This window comes from Haloarcula regularis, from assembly GCF_029338315.1.
Lineage (GTDB): Archaea > Halobacteriota > Halobacteria > Halobacteriales > Haloarculaceae > Haloarcula > Haloarcula regularis.
The window spans coordinates 1,423,933-1,442,523 of the sequence record NZ_CP119794.1; the positions used below are offsets into that span (position 1 = coordinate 1,423,933).

Genomic DNA, 18,591 nt, shown 5'->3' on the forward strand with positions numbered 1-18,591 from the left:
GTCGCCGACGACGACGCGATGCCCGACGCCATCGCGCGCTGTCCCACCCACGGCTACCACGAAGGCACCACCTGCCCGGACTGCGGGGCCGAGAGCGAGCACGTGCTGGACGGGGCGCACCGCCGGCGCCTCTCGAAGTTCGCCAGCGGCGCGCTCAGGCATTTCCCCGACGACGCCGACATCGAACTCGACGCGGCGGGTTGGACGCCCTTCGACGCGCTCGTCGCGGCCGTCGAGGAACAGTACGACTGGGCGACCCGCGAGCACGTCGCGGGCGTCGTCGCGACCGACCCGAAGGACCGGTTCGAGGTGGCCGGCGATGGAGAGAACCGTCCCATCCGGGCCGCCTACGGCCACTCCGTCGACGTCGACCTCGAAGCGGGCGACGGGGTGGCTCCCGACGAGCTGTATCACGGAACGGCACCCCGGAACCTGGACGCGATATTCGACGAGGGGCTACGGCCGATGGGGCGCCAGCAGGTCCACCTCTCGGCGACGGTCGCCGACGCTCGCGAGGTCGGTTCGCGCCACGCCGCCGACCCCGTCGTCCTTGCGGTCGACGCCGCCGCGATGACCGCCGACGGCCACAACGTCGTCGAGCGGGGCGTCGCCACCTACACCACCGACCGCGTCCCCCCACGGCACCTCACTCGAATCGACTAGAAGGAGACGTTCTCACCCCTGACCTCGTCGACGCCCGTCTCGATGCCCGCCCGGTCGTCGTAGTACTTCCGGCCGACGAACCCGTCTTCCAGGTTCCCCACCAGCGACGCGTAGAGGTCGTCCGGGGACGCGTAGGAGGACTCGTCGGTCCGGTGCAAGACCGCGCCCACGGTGGTCGACTCGCCGGCCGGCGTCGCCAGCTCGACCTCGCCCAACTGCTCGACGACCGTCGTCCTGTCGGCCGGATACTCGAAGGCCTGTTCGAACAGCTGCATGGTGTCTGCGTACTCCATCCGGGTGGGACTGCGTATTGATAATCAAAAACATTATGGTTTCTGTGTGAGGATCCACCGTCTCGAGGCAGTCCCGCGAGCGAGGAACGACCCGTCGAGAGAACGCATGGGGCCGAACATCCGGCCGGTCCGGCCGCCCCGCCGACCCTACTCGAGCAGCGACTCGCCGGTCATCTCCGCGGGCTGGTCGACGTCCATGAGCGCGAGCATCGTCGGCGCGAGGTCGGCCAGCGTACCGCCGTCGCGGGCCGTGTACCCGCCAGCAGTCTGGTCTGGGCCGAGGTAGATGAACGGCACCGGGTTCGTGGTGTGGGCGGTGTGGGGGTCGTCTTCGGTGCCCATGTCGTCGGCGTTGCCGTGGTCGGCACAGACGAGGACGTGCCCGCCGGCCGCGGTGATGGCCTCGACCAGGCGACCGAGCTGCTCGTCGACGGCCTCGACGGCCTCGATAGCGGCCTCGAAGTCGCCGGTGTGGCCCACCATGTCCGGGTTCGCGTAGTTGAGCACCAGCGCGTCGGGGTCCTCGCTCTCGATGACCGAGAGCGCGGTGTCGGTGACCGCGGGGGCGCTCATCTCCGGCTGGAGGTCGTAGGTGGGCACGTCCGGGCTCTCGATGATCTCGCGGCGTTCGCCGTCGAAGGCCACCTCGCGGCCGCCGTTGAGGAAGTAGGTGACGTGGGGGTACTTCTCGGACTCGGCGAGTCGGAGCTGGGTCTTCCCGGCGTCGGCCAGCACCTCGCCCAGCACGTGCTCGGGCTGGTTGGGCGGGAACGCCACGGGCAGGTCGAACGTCTCGTCGTACCGGGTCATCGTCACCAGTCGGACGTCCGGCGGAGTGGTGTCGTCGCCCCAGTCCTCCGGCCGGATGTCCGCGAGCATGCGGGTCAGCTGGCGGGCGCGGTCCGACCGGAAGTTGAAGAAGACGACCGCGTCGCAGTCCTCGATGCCGGCGTGGTCGCCGACGGTCGTGGGTTCGACGAACTCGTCGGTGACGTCGCGCTCGTAGGACTCCGTGACGGCCGCCACCGGGTCCTCGGCGTGGTGATCTGCCTCCCGGTGGACCAGGGCGTCGTAGGCCCGGCGCGTGCGCTCCCAGTTCTGGTCGCGGTCCATCGCGTAGTAGCGCCCGACGACGGTGGCGACGTGCCCAGTCCCGTGCTCCTCGGCGTGGGCTTCGAGTTCAGCGAGGTAGCGTTCGCCGCCGGTCGGCGAGGTGTCGCGGCCGTCGGTGAAGGCGTGGGAGACGGCGTCGGTGCCGCGCTCGCCGGCGAGTTCGACGAGCGCGTGGAGGTGGTCCTGGTAGGAGTGGACGCCGCCGTCCGAGACCAGCCCCATGAAGTGGACCCGACCGTCGTGGTTCTCGGCGTACTCGAAGGCAGAGAGAATCTCCTCGTTCTCGAAGAAGGGCGGGTCCTCGGCGGCGTCGTCCGGCGGTGAGTCGCCGCGCGAGCGAGCGATGCTGTCGGAGACGCGCGCCGAATCCTGCTTGACGACGCGGCCCGCGCCGATGTTGAGGTGGCCGACCTCGGAGTTGCCCATCTGTCCCTCCGGGAGCCCGACGCGTCGTCCGTGGGTCTCGAGCGTCGAGTGAGCCCCGTCAGCCCAGTAGCGGTCGAAGTTCGGAGTCTCGGCCGCCGCGACCGCGTCACGGACGTCCGTCTCGGGGTTCAGCCCCCAGCCGTCCAGAACAATCAGCCCTGCGTCCATGCCTGTGAGAAGTCGTGACCGGGGTAAGTTACTGTCGGTCAACGACCTGATTCGGAACGCTGTGCCCTGCGGGCTCCGTCGAGTCCGTCGTCAGACCGTCTGGATGCCGTCGCGGACCTGGTCTGCGCTGAACGACTTGTCGTGCATGTCCTGGGCGTGTGTTCGCACCAGTTCGATTACCTCGTCCTGGTCCTCGGACCGGACCTGGAACTCACACGCGCTGCAGCTGTATTGGTGTGCCATGGTGGGACCCACCGGAGAGAGACGGCGGCGGGCCGTAGTTAGCAGGGACTTAGGTCCGGTAAGGTCGGGGACGGGCGGTGGCGCCGGCCGCGCACGACCGCCCGACGGGAGCGGTTCCGTCGGTCGGTAACCCCGTCGTACGAGCGGGGCCGGGCCGAGTGGCCGTCGCTCAGACGCCCTCGAGGTCGGACCGGTACGCGTTGAGCTGGTCGTCGGCGTTCTCGAGCGTCGCCGCGACGTCGGCGCCGTCGCCGTCCTCTAGGTCCGCGAGCGCCGACTGGATGCGCGCGAGTCGGCCGTGGTCTGGGCCCCGGTCGGCCGTCGACAGGCGGTCGAGCTGGTCGGCCAGGTCCGCCAGGCGCTCGCGGGCGTCCTCGCTTGCGGTGTCCTGGGCTGCCGATTCGAGCAGGTCGCTCGCTGTCGCGAGTTCCTCGCGTGTCATACATGGTGGTTCTGCGATGAGGGATAAAACGGTTCGGCTGGTGGGCAATCCTGCAGCCATCGGTGACGCCGGACCGAGCCCACATCTTTAGGAGTCGCCCGGTCCCACGGCCGGTATGCGACGACCCCGCCCTCGTGTACGCGACGCCGCGCGCAACGAGACTGTCTCCGGACGGGCCCGCAAAGCGCGCGAGAACCACCGGGACGGCGACGCAGGGACCGCCGTGTAACTCAGACCGATGGAATCCAAGCACTTCCTGTTCATTTCCGCCGACGCCGCACTGATCACCGACCTCGCGTGGCAGGTTCACCGCGAGGGCCACGACGTGAAGTACTACATCGAGGCCGAGAGTGACAAGGAAATCGGCGATGGTTTCGTGCCGAAAACTGACGACTGGCGGGCAGATGTTGAGTGGGCTGATGTCATCATTTCGACGATATATGGGTTGGTTCGGATGTCGGCACAGGTCAACTTGCGAACGAGCTCCGTGAGCAAGGGAAGGCCGTCGTTGGAGGAACGCCGAACACTGACCACCTCGAAGAAGACCGTGGCTACGCGATGGACATCCTCGAAGAGCACGGTGTCAATACCATCGAGCACCACATCTTCCACGACTTCGACGAGGGTATCCAGCATGTGCAGGAGAACCCAGCCCCCTACGTCATCAAACCACTCGGGGAAGTGCAGAACGTCAAACGGCTCTTGTATGTCGGCAACGAAGACGATGGGAGTGACGTGGTTGACGTCTTGAAGGCCTACAAGAAGGCGTGGGGGCATCGGATGAAGGGGTTTCAGCTACAGCGGAAAGTCGAGGGCGTCGAGATCGCTATTTGTGGGTTCTTCAACGGTGAGGAGTTCATTGAGCAGGTCAATTTCAATTTTGAGCATAAGAAATTATTTCCGGGAAATATCGGACCATCCACCGGAGAGATGGGAACCTCGATGTTCTGGGCTGCCCAGAACAAGTTGTTCCAAGAGACCTTCGGCAAGCTCGAAGGGTGGCTGGCCAACGAAGGCTACGTTGGGAGCATCGACATCAACTGCATCGTCAACGAATCCGGCATCTACCCGCTCGAGTTCACGCCGCGGTTCGGGTACCCGACCATCGCACTCCAGGAAGAGTCCTTCGAGTCGTCGACGGGGGGGGGTTCTTCTACAACCTCGCACACGGAAATGACCCAGAATTGGAGGTTCACAATGGGTACCAGATCGGCGTCCGCGTCGTCCTGCCACCCTTCCCGTTCGATGACGAGAAGACATACGATGAGAACTCCCGGAATGCAGCCGTGGTCTTTCAGACCGAGAGTCGGGAGGGAATCCATCTTGAAGACGCGAAGAAAATCGATGGGCAATGGCGCGCTGCGGGGAATAACGGGATGCCCATCGTCGTGACCGGCAAAGGAGAGACGATGCAGGCGGCGCGTGAGCAGGCGTACGACCGGATCGACGACATCGTGATGCCGAACATGTACTACCGCGACGACATCGGCGAGCGGTGGATCGACGGTGACGGCGACCGCCTGCAGGCGTGGGGGTATCTCGGGCCGGGCCGGGACTGAGCGGGATCGGGCCGCGGTCCACAAGGGCTATTGGGCCGATAGCACAACCCACTCGTAATGACCACCACGCCTGATGGGGCGACGGAGTCCCTGCCGACGCTCCGCGGGTCGATACCCCCGGTTCGCGAGTGGGCAAAGACCTTCGTCATCGGACTCTGTATGGGTGCCGCCGACGGCGTGCCCGGCGTCTCGGGCGGGACTATCGCGCTGATCGCCGGCATCTACGAACGGCTCATCGCCGCGGTCACCGCGGTGACACCCGAACGCGCCGTCGCCCTCCTCCGGGCACTCGCGCCGGTCGACGGCGGCGTCTCCGGCCGGCGGGCACTCGCCATCTTAGAGGAGGTCGACGTCTGGTTCCTCGCCGCGCTGCTGGTCGGCATCGTCACGGCCGTCGTCGTCGTCACGCGGGTCATCCACGTCGCCAACCAGGAGACTCCGGCGCTGCTGTTTGGCTTCTTCTTCGGTCTCATCGCCGCCTCGGCGGTCATCCTGCTTCGCGCGCTCGACGTCGAGACCGGCCTGCAGGTCGTCGCGGGCGTCGTCGGCGTCGTCGTCGCGTTCCTGCTGTCCGGGCCCATCGCATTTCTCGACGGCGGCGGGCTCTTCATCGTCTTCGTCGCCGGCGCCGTCGGCGTCAGTGCGATGATCCTCCCGGGTATCTCGGGGTCGCTCCTGCTGGTCATCCTCGGCCAGTACACCCGGATGTCGACGACGCTCAGCGAGTTCGTCGACTCGCTGGCCGCGCTCGTCACCGGCGGATCCCTCAACCAGGTCGTGACGACGGGGACCGTCGTCGTGACGTTCGTTCTCGGCGGCCTGGTCGGCCTGTTTACCATTTCGCGAGTGGTCCGGCGCGCGCTCGACCGGAACCGGCGGGCGACGCTGGCCTTCCTGGTCGGCCTGGTCGTCGGCGCGTTGCGGGCGCCGGTCCAGCGCGTGGCCGAGGACCCCGGTTTCTCACAGGACGTCGTCCTGGCGTTCGCCGGTGCGGCAGTCGTCGGCGCCCTCGTCCTGCTGGCGCTGGAGTGGTACGCCGTCGACCTGGATCTCGACTCGGTGTGAGCCGTCGGCGGCCGGCGTCAGAAGCCGATTGCGCGCCGGTACTGTGGCGGTCCCTCGAGTTCGTCGGTGGCGTCCAGCGCCTCGGCGGCGGTGAGCGTGAAGTAGGGGTCCCGCAAATGTTCCCGGCCGACGATGGCGAGGTCGGCTCGCCCGTTTGCGACGACGGCCTCGGCCTGTTCCGGCGTGGTGATGCCGCCGACGGCACCCACCGCGATATCGGCCTCGGTCTCCGCACGGATGCGCTCGGCGTACTCGACCTGGTAGTTCGGTCCCGCGTATGCAGGCCGGGAGTCGGGCAGGATGCCGCCGCCGCTGACGTCGACGAGGTCCGCGCCGACGTCGGCCAGGCGGTCCGACAGCCGGACCGAGTCGTCGACGGTCCACGAATCCCGGTCGGGGAGCCAGTCGGTCGCGGAGATGCGGACGAAGACCGGCCGGTCGTCGGGCCACACCTCGCGGACCGCCGCGGTCACCTCGCGGACGAGCCGCGAACGCCCCTCGAAATCGCCGCCGTAGTCGTCCTCGCGGCGGTTGGTTACCGGGGAGAGGAACTCGTGGAGGAGGTAGCCGTGGGCGGCGTGGACCTCGGCGACGTCGACGCCGATGTCGCGAGCGCGCTCGGCGGCCGTCCGGAAGGCGTCGACGACGCCCTCGATGCCAGCCTGGTCGAGGCGCTCTGTCTCGGGGGGCTCGGCGTCCTCGTACGGCCAGGGCTCGTCGGTCGGGCCGACGACGGACCAGCCGCCCTCGTCGGGGCCCAGCGGCGCGTGGCCCTCCCAGGGCCGCCGGGTCGAGGCCTTCCGGCCGGCGTGGGCCAACTGGACGCCGATGGTACTCCCCTGCGAGTGGACGAAGTCGACGATGGGGGCGAGTGCCGCCGCGTGGTCGTCGCTCCAGAGGCCCAGGTCCTCGGGCGAGATGCGCCCGCGGGCCTCGACGGCGGTCGCTTCGGTCATCACCAGGCCGGCCCGGCCGACGGCCCGCGACCCGAGGTGGACGCGGTGCCAGTCGGTGGCGAGGCCGTCGCGGTCCGCACAGGAGTACTGGCACATCGGCGAGACCATCACGCGGTTGGGAATCGTCGTCCCGCGCAGTTCCAGCGGGGTAAAGAGGTCGCTCATCGTCACCGCTTGGGCGGGTGGGCTCAAAGTCCCGTCGTCCGGCTACCGGAGGACGGTCCGGCCCACCCGGGTATCCGAGAGGTCGAAATCGAAGCGGTCGGTCACAAGCAGGCCAGCACCCAGCAGGGCCGCCAGCGCGACCGGGATCCAGTTGGCGTAGTAGAGGTTGATGGCCCCCCACAGGACGACGAAGCTCACCAGGTCGTCGAGCATGAACTCGCACTCGTCGAGGCGCCGCCGCAGGCCCGCCCGCTCGAAGCCGACGTCGAAGAGGACGACGGCGACGGTCCCCGAGAGGAGCCACCCCCGGTAGTTCGACCACGGGACGCCGTAGTACTGCTGGACCTCGTAGGCCCAGAAGCCGATGCCGACGGCGCCGGGGTCTAACACCAGGTCGACCAGCAGCACCGTCGACAGCGTGGCCAGCAGGCGGATCGGCGTCGAGGCGGCGCGCCGCCCGAGCAGGAGGATGACCAGGAGGTAACTGTTCAACACCAGCGGGAAGAAGAATATCGGGAGTCCAAGCGGCACCTCGCCCAGCAGCATCGGGCCGAGGTCGACGCCGTATGCGAACTCGCCGTAGGGCCAGCCGGTCCGGACCCCGACCAGTTCGATGCCGTAGGCGTAGCCCGTCAGCACGGCCAGCGCGAGGGCGCCCCTCCGGGTTATCAGAGGGAAGACGCCGGCGACGAGCGGCAGGCGCATCACGAGCGTCCCGAAGAGGACGAAGAAGGGGTTGAACGCCAGCGGCGGCGGGAGCAGGCCCTCGGCGCTCGCCAGGAGCGTCACCGCGCCGACCAGCGGGAAGACGACGGCGATGGTGAAGCGGTGCTCGCGGACGAGCGCGTCCAGCCGGGCGGTGGCCTCGGCCCGCGTCCGGGGCGGCGACCAGTCCAGGTCAGCCATAGAGCATCACCCACAGGCCACCCAGCGTGAACACCGTGCCGACGAGCGTGTTGATGGCCGGGTACCACCAGTAGGCCTCGTCGATGTCGACGCCGACCGCGAGGATGCCGAAGACGAGCCCCGGGTACAGCAACAGGACGAGGCCGAAGGCCCAGTGCGTGTAGGTGAACACGAACGCGGCCAGCAGCCACGTCATCACGCAGTAGTAGTACGTGTTGGACTCGCCGAGGAACGTCGCCGTCGTCCGGATGCCCGCCTCGCGGTCGGGTTCGATGTCGGGGATGGCCGAGAAGGTGTGCATCCCCATCGTCCAGAGCCACGCGCCGGCGACGGCCGTCGCGGGCGGGGCGACCCCCTCGATGGCGGCGTAGGCGACGACGCCGGGGAGGATGTACAGGCCGTTCGACAGCGAGTCCAGGAACGGCGTCGTCTTAAACCGGAAGGGCGGGGCCGAGTACTCGACGGAGAGGGCTCCCCACGCGAGCAGCGCGAGCACCCAGTGGCGGGAGCCACGGGAGGAAGGCGAGCGCGAGCACCCCCGAGAGGACGACGACGGCCAGCGCCACCCGGTCGCCCCGGTAGCTGACCTCACGACCCTCGTCTTTCTTCGGGTTGTGTTCGTCCACGTCGGCGTCGAAGACGTCGTTGACGCCGTAGAGGAAGACGTTGGCCGGGAGCGTGAAGTAGAGGAACAGCGCCACGGCGAGCGGCGAGAACAAGTCGGCGGGCCCGTCGGCGGCGTAGGCGACGGCGACGATGACCGGGCCGCCCAGGTAGAGCCAGAAGCGGGGCCGCGAGAGCCGCAGCAGGTACCCCACGCGCGACTCGGCGGAGGGCACGACGTCCGAGAGGCGGTCCGTGACGGTGTCCATTCGTTACTCGCAGTCCTCGATGAGCGCCTCGGCCGTGTGCTCGCCGCTGATGAGACACATCGGCATCCCGATGCCCGGCGTCGTGAACGACCCCGTGAAGTACAGGCCGTCGACGGCCGACGAGCGGTTGTTCGGCCGGAGCAGGGCCGTCTGGCGCAGCGTGTGGGCCAGGCCGAGGGCGGTGCCCTCGCTGGCGTTGTAGCGCTCGCCGAACTCGGAGACGGCGAACTGCTCCTCGAAGACGATGCGGTCGCGCAGGTCGACGCCGGTGTTGGCGGCGATGTCCGCGAGGATCTTCTCGCGGTACTCCTCGCGGATGGCCTCGCCGTCGTGGAGGCCCGGCGCGATGGGGACCAGCACGAACAGGTTCGAGTGTCCGTCGGGCGCGACGGTGTCGTCGGTCTGTGAGGGGACACAGCAGTAGTACGCAGGGTTCTCGGGCCAGGCCGGGTCGTCGAAGATGCTCTCGAAGTGCCCCAGTCGGTCGGCAGGACGAGCGTGTGGTGGGCCAGCGGGTCGACGTCGCCCTCGACGCCCATGTACAGCAGAAACGCCGACGGGGCGTACGTGCGCGACTCCCAGTAGTCGTCGTCGTACTGGCGCTCGTGTTGGGGGAGCAGTTCGCGCTCGGCGTGGCCGTAGTCGGCGTTGACGACGACGCGGTCGGGGTGGAACTGCTCGCCGTCGACCGTCTCGACGAGGAAGCCGTCCTTCCGGCGGTCGATCTCGGTCACCTCGGCGTCAGTCTGGTAGGTGACGCCCATCTCCTCGCCCAGTTCGACCAGCGCGTCGACGACGGCGCCGATGCCGCCCTCCGGGTAGTAGACGCCGAGGTTGAAGTCGACGTGGCTCATCATGTTGTACAGCGCCGGCGTGTTCGCCGGCGACCCGCCGAGGAACACGAGCGTGTACTGCATGATCTGCTGGAGCTTCGGGTGCTCGAAGTAGTCCTCGACGTGGCCCTGCATCGACCCGACGAGCTGGAGGCCCACGGGCGCGGCGGTCAGCACGTCCAGGTCGACCCAGTCCCGCAGGCTCGAGCGGTCCTCGTAGACGAACTTGTTCATCGCCGTCTCGTAGTGGCGCTCGCTGGTCGCCAGATACTCGTCGAAGGCCTCGCCGGCGCCGGGTTCGTAGGCCTCGAACTTTCACGCATCTCGTCGTGGTCGCCGTTGACGTCGAGGCGGTCCCCGTCCTTGAAGAAGATGCGGTAGTGGGGGTCCAGGCGCTGGAGGTCGTAGTAGTCGCCCGGTTCGCGCCCGAAGTACGCGAAGAAGCGCTCGAAGACGTCGGGCATCAGGTACCAGGACGGCCCCATGTCGAAGCGGAAGCCGTCGGCCTCGAGGCGCGAGGCCCGTCCCCCGAGTTGCTCGTTTTTCTCGAGCACGTGGACGTCGGCACCGGCGTCGGCCAGGTAGCACGCGGCAGAGAGACCGCCGAACCCGCCACCGACGACCAGCACCTCCGTCCCGGACAGATGACTCATTGCGTACATGTCCGCGCTGGAACGACAATAAAGGCGCGCCATACTGGGTTGGTGTGGGACCGACAGGCACACACGGCCGGCATCGGGCGCCTGCCGGGACCTCCGTCGAATCGACGGGGTGCGTTCGCACCGTCGACCGCCGGTAGCGACAGCGGTACTGGCGGGAAAACCCTGAACATGACAGCCGTCCACATTCCCCGTATGAGCGACCGAACTGCCGTCGTCACCGGGGCGAGCCGGGGCATCGGCGAACAGGTGGCACGCACGCTGGCAGCGGCCGGATTGCACGTGATACTCTGTGCGCGCGACGCCGACGAGATACAGGCGGTCGCGGACGACATCGAGTCTGAGGGCGGGGCGGTGACGGCGCTCCGGGCCGACGTCCGCGACCAGTTCGACGTCGAACGCCTTGTCGAACAGGCGGCCAAAGCGGGCGGGTCCATCACGTACCTCGTCCCCAACGCCGGCGTCTACCACGGGTCCCCCGGCGAGACGCCGCTGTCAGAGGAGTCCTACGCCGCCTTCGACGACCACATGCGGACGAACGCTCGGGGCGTGTTTGCCACCGTCCGCGAGGCGATGCCATACCTGGCCGACGACGCGCGCATCGTCGTCCCCACCGGAGCCGTTGCGCGCGAGGGCATGCCCGGCTACGGGTCCTACGCCGTCTCGAAGGCCGCGGCGGAGGCCATCGTCCGCGGGTTCGCCGTCGACCTGGGCGTGCCCATCGGCGCCGTCGACCCAGGACAGGTCTCGACGTCGCTGTCCGGCGACGGTGGTCGCGACCCCGAGGCCGTCGCCCGGATGGTCCGCTGGGCCCTGGAGGACGTCGCCGAGGAGGAACTGAACGGGAGCGTCCTGGACTGGGGCGACTACCGCGAGGCCACGCGCTAGGGCGGCACCGACGGATTTATTACTAAGAATCCCACTCGTCTAAACTAATGGCTAATAACGGGGTTGCAGTTTAATAACACGCGGGAGATATCAGTGGCCGGCGTCGCCAGCGTCGTCGGGTTGGTCGTGCTGACGGCCGTTGCCGTCACCAGCGGGGCCGAGAAGGTGCTGGTCATCTCCTGGGTGGCCTTCGCGGCGATGGCGCTCGGCGCGTGGCTGGGGGCGAACGCCGACCGGACGAGCCCACACCGCCTGGTCTGGGGCTACGGTCTCGCGAGCGGGGCGATGATAACCTCGGCCGCGATGTTCCTCGTCCCCCAGGCGATGGGGCTGGGGACGGCTGCGGGCACCCCACGCATCGGCGGCATCGGCATCGCGCTGGGCGTGGTCGCCGGCTACGCCACTCACACCATCGGCCACCGCCTGACCCACGTCGACGCGGGCATCGACACGACGACGGCGGCCATCGCCGCCCACGCCCTCTCGGCGGGGCTCATCATCGGTCTGGTCTACGCCTCCATGCCGTCGCTGGGGCTCTTGCTCGGCCTGGCCATCGTCTCGCACAAGGGGCCCGCCGGCTACGCCGCCGCCCGCCGCCTGGCCCGCAACGGCCAGTCCGCCACCGGCCTGTTGCTCCCGGCTGCGGGCGTCGGCCTCACCGCCATCCCCATGGCGCTGGTGACGGTGCCCGACGCCCCGGTCGTCAACGCGCTCGTGTTCGGCTTCGCCGCCGGTATCTTCCTCCACGTGGCCATGGACTTCCTGCCGAGTTGCGAGGCCGGCAGCGAGATCGACGAGGCCTGTTCGCTGCACGAACACTCCCACGACCTGCTGGACGAGCTGCGGACCCACGCCGTCGGGTCGACCGTCCTCGGCGCGGTGGTCGTCGTCGTCGCCTGGACGCTCGTCTGACCGGCAGCGCACCACGTTTTCTGGGCCCGCGAGGCCAGCGGGTCGCTACGGTGGCGTCACGTGAGCGCGGTCCTGCCGGGTCGCCGTCCCGGTCGGTTCCGCGGCCGGCACCATGCGCAGTGTCGCGTCTTGCCGGTCGCCCGGCGCGTCGAGCAGGTAGGTCGTCACCGTCGGTGAGTCTGCGTCGTAAGGGCTCTTCGCGTCGAAGGTCCGACGCACGGACTCCCCAGGGTCCAGTTCACCGGCGAGTCGCCGGACGGGGGCAAAAGCGACGCGGGGCCCCGAGCGGTTCATCGCGAGGACGTACCGGCCCCCGACGTCGCCGACGTTGGTCACCGACACCGTTATCTCGGGGTCGTCGTCGGGCCCGACCTCCGTCGGCCCGTCCAGGGAGACGGCGAACCCGGGGAGGCGGACCGTCAGGCGCTCGCGGACCCGGTCCGGCGGCGTCCACGATCCGCCGGGCCACTCGAGGCGGACATCGTCGTCGGCACCGACCGCCGAGAGCGGGAAGACGAGCGGGCCCCCCGCCGACCCGTATCGGACCCGCCAGTTCCCGTCGCGATAGAGCCCGTTGGTGAACGTCGCGGGTCGGACGACGTCGTCACCGACCCGAAGGGCGAACGCCTCCCGCTCGGGCGCCGGGCCGTCCACGGCGACGGTCACCACGAGGTACCGCTCGGCGTCGTCGAACGCCCCGATAGAGTCGGGGCTGTCGGGGCCGACGACACCCTGCTGGACGGCAGCTGACTCGACGGTGACGGTCCCCACGCCCGTGCGCGTCCCATCGTCCGTGTCGATGTCCGGTGGCGGGGCAGGCGTCAGGGTGTCGGTACCGTCGAGCGGCCCGCCGGTCAGCGAGACACAACCGGGCGTCGCAAAGAGGGACCCACAGAGCGCGAGGAGCGCGCGGCGCTTCATACACACGCCTTAGTACGGCCCGCGTAAGAGGGTTCAGGTGGCTTCAAGCGGGTTTTGAGTGTCCGGTCACTCGCCGTCGTCGGCCACCTTCCGCGCGGGAACCTCGTGGAGACGGTCCGGGAGCGTCCCGAACCAGCACGCCTCGAGCACCCCGTCGGCGCCGGCGCTCACGTCCTCGCTCGTCGCCGCGGCCTCGAACTCCACGGTGAGCATGTGCAACCGCTCGTCGTCGTCGGCGGCGTTGACCACGGTCTTCCAGCGGGCGAAGTAGAGGCTCGTGAGGTCGCACTCGACGCCCGTCGTCTCGCGGACCGCACGCCGGGCGGTGTCCGCGAGGCCCTCGCCGGGGTCGTGGGCCCCGCCGGGCGTCCCCAGGTGTCGGGCGCGCCCTCGTGGCGGACGAGCAGGATCTCGCCGGCCTCGTTCTCGACCCACGCCCCGGCCTCGCCCAGCCACCCCTCCTCGGCGAGTTCGCGCCCTGCCGAAAACAGGTCTGGCTCGTTCGTGACCGTCTCGCGGTCGACGGGCACCTCGCCGTACGCGTCGACGAGGCGTTCGAGTTCGGCCCTGACGGCCTCGCGGGTCCGGGCTTCGAGTGTCATAGGGGAGCACGGACCCGCAGGGAGTTAGTTGTATTCTCTCCAGCGGTGGCCACAGTCCTGGCACTTGAAAAATCGCGTCGGCGGTTCGTCGGCCGACCCGGTCTGTTTGATGGTGTACCAGGCTTTGCCGTGGCCACACTCGTCGCAGGTCACGTCGGTGGCGGTCGGCTTGCCCTCGAAGTTCGCGCCCTCCTCCGTCTCGATGACGTCGTCGTCGCTCTGTTCGTCCGTCGTGACGAACGCGGCGGCGCGGTCGGCGTCTTTCTCGACGCGGGCGCCACAGGACTGACAGACCATCTCGTCCCCGTCGGCGTGCATCATGGACCCGCAGTCGTCACAGAACTGCATGACCGGAGGTGTGGGTGCCGGCGGCAAAGTCGTTACTCCTCGGCGGCGCGGGCGCCGACGGGAGATTTACCTCGCCCGCCTGTGTGGTGGTGACGTATGACAGCCCTGCTCGAAGGCAAGGTGGCAGTGGTGACCGGTGCGGCGAGTGGCATCGGTCGGGCAATCGCCGTCCGGTTCGCCGAACACGGCGCCGACGTGGTCGTCGCGGACGTGCGCCGGGAGCCGCGGCAGGCCGACCGGCCGACCACCGAGGTCATCGAGTCGGACACCGACGCCGCCGCGCGGTTCGTCGAGTGCGACGTCACCGACATGGACGACCTGGAGGCGACGATGGCCACGGCGGTCGAACTGGGCGGCCTGGACGTCATGGTCAACAACGCGGCGGTATACTGGCGCAAGCCGGCCATGGAGGTGACCGAAGACGAGTTCGACGAGCTGTTCGCGGTCAACGTCAAGGGCACGTTCTTCGGGGCCCAGCTGGCCGCGGCGGCGATGGACGACGGCGGCGTCATCCTCAACGTCTCCAGCGTGGCGGGGCTCAACGGCGCCGGCGGCGAGGTCCCCTACTCGGCGTCGAAGGGGGCGGTGACGTTGCTGACCTACGGCCTCGCGGCGGAACTGGGCGAACGGGGCATCCGCGTCAACTCCATCCATCCAGGGATGATCCGGACCGCGCTCCACACCGAGAACACGGACACGCTGGCCACCGAGGCGGCCGAGGCACAGTGGGCGGAGATTCCGGCGCTGAAGCGACTGGGCGACCCCGGGGACGTCGCGGACGCCGCGCTGTTGCTCGCGAGCGACTACGCGAGGTACATCTCGGGGACGCCCCTGACCGTCGACGGCGGGTGGACGAACCTCGTCGCCGCCGACCCCCGGAAGAGCTAGCCGGCCGGGACTCACTCCTCGTCGGCGAGTTCGCGCTGCTCGGCGACGACCGGACAGTCGAGCAGGCGGACCTGCTCCATGTCGGTGAACTCGAGAATCTCGGTCCCCTCGCTGGTACAGCGGACGTCCGGCGGCGCCGAGAAGTGCTCGCATTGCTCGCAGTAGCGGTGTTTCGACACCTCTGCGTAGCGCGACTCGGCGGGGGCGTCCGAGAGGTCGGCGTCGCCCGTTATCTCGGCCCACACGCTGTCGGCGTCGATGGTGTCGACGTCCACGCGCTCGAAGACGCTCTCGGCGTCGAAGGGGTCGCCCTCCCGGTCCGCCATGTCGCTGAACGGGTCGTCGGCGCCCGGGGCCGGCTGCTCGGCCGCGGCGCCGTCTCCGGGGTCCAGGTCGGTGAACGGATCGTCGGTCGCCCTTGCGTCGGCCTCGGCCGTCTGGGCCTCGTCCTCGTCCGCGTCCGTCTCGCCGGGTCGCTCGAAGCCCTCGAACGGGTCGCCCTCCCGGTCGTCGACCGGGTCGAACGCCTCGAAGGGGTCCTCGTCACTCATCGGTATCGCCCGCCTCGAGCTGTGCGGCGGTCACGAGCCGCGCTTTCTTGCGGAAGATGCCGCCTTCGGGGCGGACGTCCGAGACGGTCGACCCGCAGTGGGGACACTCCGGGTCCGTCAGCAGGCTGACGTCGACGCGCTCCGAGCAGTTCTCGCAGGTCGCCGTCGAGATCCCTTCCTGGGCCGCCGCCCGCTTGATGCGCTCGACGGCCTGCTGATGGGCGTCCCGCCCCCCCGCGTCGCTCCGGAGGTCGCTGACGACCCACGCGACCCGTTCGAGACGGTCCTCGGTCTCCTCGAACCGGTCCTCCAGGTCCGAGAGACTCTCCTCGGTCTCCTCGCGGTGAGCCTCGGCGTCCGCACGGAGCGACTGGACCGCCGCCGAGAGGTCCCACACCTCCTCTTCCAGCTCCGAGAGCGTCTCGAAGGCCTCGTGGTCGTGGCCCGCCGGCGCCTTGGTGTCCAGTTCCCGTTTCAGCTGGATGACCCGCTCGCGGACGTCGTCGAGCTTCTCCTGGAAGTCGCTCTCGACGCGCTCGAAGCGGTCGTCGAGACGGCTCTCGACGGCGTCGGCGAGGTCCGGGAGTCGGTCGTCGACCGCGGCGTCGAGGCGCTCGTCGACGGACGCGGCGGCCGCCGCGTCGATACGGTCCCCCACGGACTCCTCGACGGCCGCCTCGAGGTCGACGTCGACGAGCGAGGACAGCGGCCGGTCCTCCTCGAGCTCGGTGGTGGCGCGGTACGACGCGAGCAACTGGGTGACGAGTACGTCGCGGGTGACGCCGAGCTCGGCGGCCTGTTCGTCCAGCCACTCGTCGAGTCCGTCGGACAGGTCGACGGTGACCACCCCCTCCTCGGTCGGCTCACTCGCCATTACGGGTTTCATACCTCTGGCACAGTGATAAGCGTTGTCCGCCGATTTCAACGAACGAGACTCGTGATGGCACGTACGGCGTGCTTACCGTATCTTGCGGACGTCGCTGATGTCGAAGCCAGCGTCGCCCAGTTCCGTCTCGAACTGGACGATGTTCTCGTCTTCGATCTGTGAGAGTGCGCCCCGGAACTGCTTGACCACGAGCGTCCGCGCCCGGGTTGACCCGCCCGAGGCCCACGCGAACTCGAGGGTCCCGTGGGCGGCATCTGAGAGCTGCCCGTGTCTGACACTCGAGAGCGTCTGGGGGTTGACGTGCAACAGGATGAGGCCGCCCCAGTCGAAAGCAGCCTTCTGGAGGCCGGCGACGAGAAAGGTGATGTCGGTCCAGTCGACGTCCTCACCCAGCGCGCTGACGAGGTCCGACAGCGAGTCGATGACGACGAGGTTTCCCGGGGCGACGTCGCTGAGCGTCATCCCGAACGCCTCGAGCAGGTCGGTCCGCTCGTGGCGCGCCCGCAGGTCCTTGATGTTGGGCGTCTGGTCGGCGTACCACTGGCGAGGCACCGGGCTCATGTGGAAGTACCGCTCCGACAGCTCGTGGAACTCGAGCCCGTCTATCCCGGCGGCGACGAGCTCGTCGTCCATCTCCATGCGCAGCTCGGCGCTCAGCTGGGCCTCGCTCGCGGTGAAAGAGAGGTAGTGGATCTCGTCGGGCAGGACGGCGTCGGCCGCCAGCGACCCGTAGTGCAGGTCAAACAGGTCCTCGTCGACGTGACCCAGCGCGTTCATCACCGCGCTCGTGTGCATGAACTCCCGGGACCCGGCACCGGCCTCGCCCGAGAGCAAGACGACGCTCCCTGCCGGTGCACCACCCATGATGACCGAGTCCAGCTGCCGGACCCCGAACGGGAGACGGTCCATACACCCACTCGCCCACACGAGTTCATAAACGCTTGGCCTGCGGGCGGGTGGTGTCTACGTGAGTAGCAATCGGTGCAGAGAGTCCGGGCGGACGCTCGGCAGACGAGATGATTCGAAAGACGCTTCCCGTCCTACGTGACGAGTGTCGGACTTACAGAGTCCCTCGAACCGCGACCTCGGGGCGGAATCGTGACCACGCGTGGCAGTGCCCGACCGAGTTGTGAGGCGCCACCGTCCGGGCGAGAGCGGCGCCCCCGACCCGGTCAGTCCGCCGCGTCGCGGATCTGACAGGGCCGGGGACCCGGAGCCGGTCACTCGCGAACGCGCGCACCCTCGTTTCGCGGCGCGACGACCTGCACCTGCCCGTCGACGCCGGCCGCCTCGAGTGCCGCCTGTCCGGCCGCACGGGCCACGTCGACGTGCTCGGCGTCCGTCAGTCCCCAGACCGCCGGCCCCCACGAGGACTGTCCGGCGCCGGTTATCGCGGGTTCGTCGCCGAGTCGCTCGACGAGTTGGCCGGCGGGCGGCCGGTAGACGCCACCCTGCTCGTCGGCGTACCAGGCCCCGTTGAGTCGGCCGAGGCGGGCCGCCGCCTGGCCGAACCCGCGACGATCGCCCGTCGCGACGGCGGGGAGCAGCTGGCGGGTCAGCAGGATCGCAATCTCGTCGGCGATGCCGGGGTCGGCCCGCTCGACGGTCTGGCGCATGCTCCGGTCTTCCTCGGCCCCGCTCTGCCCGGGGCCGGCGTCGGGCACGACGAGGACGAACCGCCAGTCGGTCGGCAGGTCGTGGTGCGCGACGACCGGGGGCACGTCCCAGTCGCCCTCGGCCGGCGGTTCGGCGGTGAAGCGCTCGGTCGGGTGGCCCCCGTCGGCGACGAACCCGCCGTGTTCGAAGGTGGCGACGCCGACGCCGCTACGCCCGCCTCGGCCCAGCGCGGGCGCCAGGCGCCGGACGTCGACCGCCCGGTCGTAGGCGCGCCCGACGGCGACGACGGCGGCCAGCGCGAGCTGGGTCCCGCTCCCGAGGCCGACGTGGCGCGGGTAGCGCTCGTCGACGGTGACCGCGGCCCCCTCGACGCCCAGCACCTCGACGGCCCGGCGGACGTACGGTGCCACGTCCTCGTCGGCACAGGCCACGCCGTCGGCCCGTTCGGCCTCGAGGACGAGCCGTGGCTCCGCGAGCGCAAGACCGACGCCGCCGTAGAGTCGCTCGTGTGCCAGCGCGAGGTTCTGGAAGCCGAAGTGGAGTCGCGCGGCCGTCGTGACCGTCGCCATGGCCGCCGGTTCGAGACGCCCAGAAATCAAGGTAGCGTCTTTCGGA

18 protein-coding genes and 3 pseudogenes are annotated in these 18,591 nt (G+C 69.2%); 6 read left to right on the forward strand and 15 right to left on the reverse strand.

All coding sequences use genetic code 11. The annotated features are described in order from the left end of the window. The first annotated feature begins 18 nt into the window (after positions 1–18). Positions 19–663: an RNA 2'-phosphotransferase gene (locus tag P1N55_RS07700; protein WP_276278342.1), complete on the forward strand. Its 645-nt coding sequence runs from the start codon at positions 19–21 to the stop codon at positions 661–663. Here P1N55_RS07700 and P1N55_RS07705 read toward each other — a convergent pair. The 4 genes from P1N55_RS07705 to P1N55_RS07720 all read right to left on the reverse strand — a co-directional run bounded on the left by P1N55_RS07705 (position 660) and on the right by P1N55_RS07720 (position 3,348). After that, positions 660–956, reverse strand: coding sequence for a DUF5789 family protein (locus P1N55_RS07705; RefSeq protein WP_276278343.1), 297 nt, complete (start codon positions 954–956; stop codon positions 660–662). The two genes, P1N55_RS07700 and P1N55_RS07705, sit on opposite strands and share 4 nt — an antisense overlap. 147 nt (positions 957–1,103) lie before the next feature. Then, positions 1,104–2,663 carry a 2,3-bisphosphoglycerate-independent phosphoglycerate mutase gene (gpmI, locus tag P1N55_RS07710; RefSeq protein ID WP_276278344.1) on the reverse strand — a complete coding sequence of 520 codons (1,560 nt, stop codon included), beginning with the start codon at positions 2,661–2,663 and terminating at the stop codon, positions 1,104–1,106. A gap of 90 nt (positions 2,664–2,753) precedes the next feature. Further along, a complete protein-coding gene (locus tag P1N55_RS07715) occupies positions 2,754–2,906 on the reverse strand; it encodes a DUF1059 domain-containing protein (RefSeq protein WP_276278345.1) in 153 nt (50 codons plus the stop codon). Between the two features lie 169 nt (positions 2,907–3,075). Further along, positions 3,076–3,348, reverse strand: a complete 273-nt coding sequence (locus P1N55_RS07720) for a DUF7553 family protein (protein ID WP_276278346.1) — start codon at positions 3,346–3,348, stop codon at positions 3,076–3,078. 238 nt (positions 3,349–3,586) lie between these two features. Here P1N55_RS07720 and P1N55_RS19660 point away from each other — a divergent pair. Together P1N55_RS19660 and P1N55_RS07735 are read left to right on the forward strand one after the other, a co-directional pair. Next, positions 3,587–4,907, forward strand: a pseudogene (locus P1N55_RS19660) (phosphoribosylamine--glycine ligase). Positions 4,908–4,964: 57 nt separating this feature from the next. Next, positions 4,965–5,972 (forward strand): DUF368 domain-containing protein, encoded by a 1,008-nt coding sequence (locus tag P1N55_RS07735; RefSeq protein ID WP_276278349.1) that lies wholly within the window; start codon positions 4,965–4,967, stop codon positions 5,970–5,972. 17 nt (positions 5,973–5,989) lie between these two features. On the opposite strand, the gene P1N55_RS07740 is transcribed toward P1N55_RS07735, so the two are convergent. From P1N55_RS07740 to crtD, 4 genes and pseudogenes are all read right to left on the reverse strand, one after another. Beyond that, positions 5,990–7,093, reverse strand: coding sequence for an NADH:flavin oxidoreductase/NADH oxidase (locus P1N55_RS07740; protein WP_276278692.1), 1,104 nt, complete (start codon positions 7,091–7,093; stop codon positions 5,990–5,992). A 42-nt stretch (positions 7,094–7,135) separates the two neighbouring features. Next, entirely contained in the window at positions 7,136–7,999 is an 864-nt protein-coding gene (cruF, locus tag P1N55_RS07745; RefSeq protein WP_276278350.1) for a bisanhydrobacterioruberin hydratase, read from the reverse strand. After that, positions 7,992–8,871 (reverse strand): annotated as a pseudogene (locus P1N55_RS07750) (prenyltransferase). The gene cruF and the pseudogene P1N55_RS07750 overlap by 8 nt, the downstream one beginning before the upstream one ends. Before the next feature lie 3 nt (positions 8,872–8,874). Then, positions 8,875–10,357, reverse strand: a pseudogene (crtD, locus tag P1N55_RS07755) (carotenoid 3,4-desaturase). Between the two features lie 201 nt (positions 10,358–10,558). On the opposite strand from crtD, the gene P1N55_RS07760 reads away from it, so the two are divergent. Then, positions 10,559–11,251, forward strand: a complete 693-nt coding sequence (locus P1N55_RS07760) for an SDR family NAD(P)-dependent oxidoreductase (RefSeq protein WP_276278351.1) — start codon at positions 10,559–10,561, stop codon at positions 11,249–11,251. 87 nt (positions 11,252–11,338) lie between these two features. After that, positions 11,339–12,163 carry a ZIP family metal transporter gene (locus P1N55_RS07765; RefSeq protein WP_276278693.1) on the forward strand — a complete coding sequence of 275 codons (825 nt, stop codon included), beginning with the start codon at positions 11,339–11,341 and terminating at the stop codon, positions 12,161–12,163. A 45-nt stretch (positions 12,164–12,208) separates the two neighbouring features. Here the strand turns inward: P1N55_RS07765 and P1N55_RS07770 are convergent, their stop codons facing one another. The 3 genes from P1N55_RS07770 to P1N55_RS07780 form a co-directional block, all read right to left on the reverse strand. Beyond that, positions 12,209–13,084 carry a hypothetical protein gene (locus tag P1N55_RS07770; RefSeq protein ID WP_276278352.1) on the reverse strand — a complete coding sequence of 292 codons (876 nt, stop codon included), beginning with the start codon at positions 13,082–13,084 and terminating at the stop codon, positions 12,209–12,211. A gap of 66 nt (positions 13,085–13,150) precedes the next feature. Beyond that, the gene (locus P1N55_RS07775; RefSeq protein WP_276278353.1) at positions 13,151–13,519 is read right to left on the reverse strand and encodes an NUDIX hydrolase; all 369 of its coding nucleotides are present in this window, start codon (positions 13,517–13,519) and stop codon (positions 13,151–13,153) included. A 191-nt stretch (positions 13,520–13,710) separates the two neighbouring features. Next, a complete protein-coding gene (locus P1N55_RS07780; RefSeq protein WP_276278354.1) occupies positions 13,711–14,034 on the reverse strand; it encodes a transcription factor S in 324 nt (107 codons plus the stop codon). 96 nt (positions 14,035–14,130) lie between these two features. Here P1N55_RS07780 and P1N55_RS07785 point away from each other — a divergent pair, with 96 nt between their 5' ends. After that, positions 14,131–14,922 carry an SDR family oxidoreductase gene (locus P1N55_RS07785; protein ID WP_276278355.1) on the forward strand — a complete coding sequence of 264 codons (792 nt, stop codon included), beginning with the start codon at positions 14,131–14,133 and terminating at the stop codon, positions 14,920–14,922. 11 nt (positions 14,923–14,933) lie between these two features. On the opposite strand, the gene P1N55_RS07790 is transcribed toward P1N55_RS07785, so the two are convergent. From P1N55_RS07790 to P1N55_RS07805, 4 genes are all read right to left on the reverse strand, one after another. Next, positions 14,934–15,473 carry a hypothetical protein gene (locus P1N55_RS07790; protein WP_276278356.1) on the reverse strand — a complete coding sequence of 180 codons (540 nt, stop codon included), beginning with the start codon at positions 15,471–15,473 and terminating at the stop codon, positions 14,934–14,936. Further along, positions 15,466–16,347 (reverse strand): hypothetical protein, encoded by an 882-nt coding sequence (locus tag P1N55_RS07795; RefSeq protein WP_276278357.1) that lies wholly within the window; start codon positions 16,345–16,347, stop codon positions 15,466–15,468. Before P1N55_RS07795 ends, P1N55_RS07790 begins: the two co-directional genes overlap by 8 nt. An 84-nt stretch (positions 16,348–16,431) precedes the next feature. Then, positions 16,432–17,268: an RAD55 family ATPase gene (locus tag P1N55_RS07800; RefSeq protein ID WP_276278358.1), complete on the reverse strand. Its 837-nt coding sequence runs from the start codon at positions 17,266–17,268 to the stop codon at positions 16,432–16,434. A gap of 311 nt (positions 17,269–17,579) precedes the next feature. After that, entirely contained in the window at positions 17,580–18,545 is a 966-nt protein-coding gene (locus tag P1N55_RS07805; RefSeq protein ID WP_276278359.1) for a beta-ribofuranosylaminobenzene 5'-phosphate synthase family protein, read from the reverse strand. Positions 18,546–18,591 lie beyond the last annotated feature (46 nt).

Bases quoted from the DNA above. Each gene is read 5' to 3' on its own strand.
- P1N55_RS07700 (WP_276278342.1), top strand. From the start codon at position 19: ATGCCCGACGCCATCGCGCGCTGTCCCACCCACGGCTACCACGAAGGC.
- P1N55_RS07705 (WP_276278343.1), bottom strand. From the start codon at position 956: ATGGAGTACGCAGACACCATGCAGCTGTTCGAACAGGCCTTCGAGTAT.
- gpmI (WP_276278344.1), bottom strand. From the start codon at position 2,663: ATGGACGCAGGGCTGATTGTTCTGGACGGCTGGGGGCTGAACCCCGAG.
- P1N55_RS07715 (WP_276278345.1), bottom strand. From the start codon at position 2,906: ATGGCACACCAATACAGCTGCAGCGCGTGTGAGTTCCAGGTCCGGTCC.
- P1N55_RS07720 (WP_276278346.1), bottom strand. From the start codon at position 3,348: ATGACACGCGAGGAACTCGCGACAGCGAGCGACCTGCTCGAATCGGCA.
- P1N55_RS07735 (WP_276278349.1), top strand. From the start codon at position 4,965: ATGACCACCACGCCTGATGGGGCGACGGAGTCCCTGCCGACGCTCCGC.
- P1N55_RS07740 (WP_276278692.1), bottom strand. From the start codon at position 7,093: ATGAGCGACCTCTTTACCCCGCTGGAACTGCGCGGGACGACGATTCCC.
- cruF (WP_276278350.1), bottom strand. From the start codon at position 7,999: ATGGCTGACCTGGACTGGTCGCCGCCCCGGACGCGGGCCGAGGCCACC.
- P1N55_RS07760 (WP_276278351.1), top strand. From the start codon at position 10,559: ATGAGCGACCGAACTGCCGTCGTCACCGGGGCGAGCCGGGGCATCGGC.
- P1N55_RS07770 (WP_276278352.1), bottom strand. From the start codon at position 13,084: ATGAAGCGCCGCGCGCTCCTCGCGCTCTGTGGGTCCCTCTTTGCGACG.
- P1N55_RS07780 (WP_276278354.1), bottom strand. From the start codon at position 14,034: ATGCAGTTCTGTGACGACTGCGGGTCCATGATGCACGCCGACGGGGAC.
- P1N55_RS07785 (WP_276278355.1), top strand. From the start codon at position 14,131: ATGACAGCCCTGCTCGAAGGCAAGGTGGCAGTGGTGACCGGTGCGGCG.
- P1N55_RS07790 (WP_276278356.1), bottom strand. From the start codon at position 15,473: ATGAGTGACGAGGACCCCTTCGAGGCGTTCGACCCGGTCGACGACCGG.
- P1N55_RS07795 (WP_276278357.1), bottom strand. From the start codon at position 16,347: ATGGCGAGTGAGCCGACCGAGGAGGGGGTGGTCACCGTCGACCTGTCC.
- P1N55_RS07800 (WP_276278358.1), bottom strand. From the start codon at position 17,268: ATGGACCGTCTCCCGTTCGGGGTCCGGCAGCTGGACTCGGTCATCATG.
- P1N55_RS07805 (WP_276278359.1), bottom strand. From the start codon at position 18,545: ATGGCGACGGTCACGACGGCCGCGCGACTCCACTTCGGCTTCCAGAAC.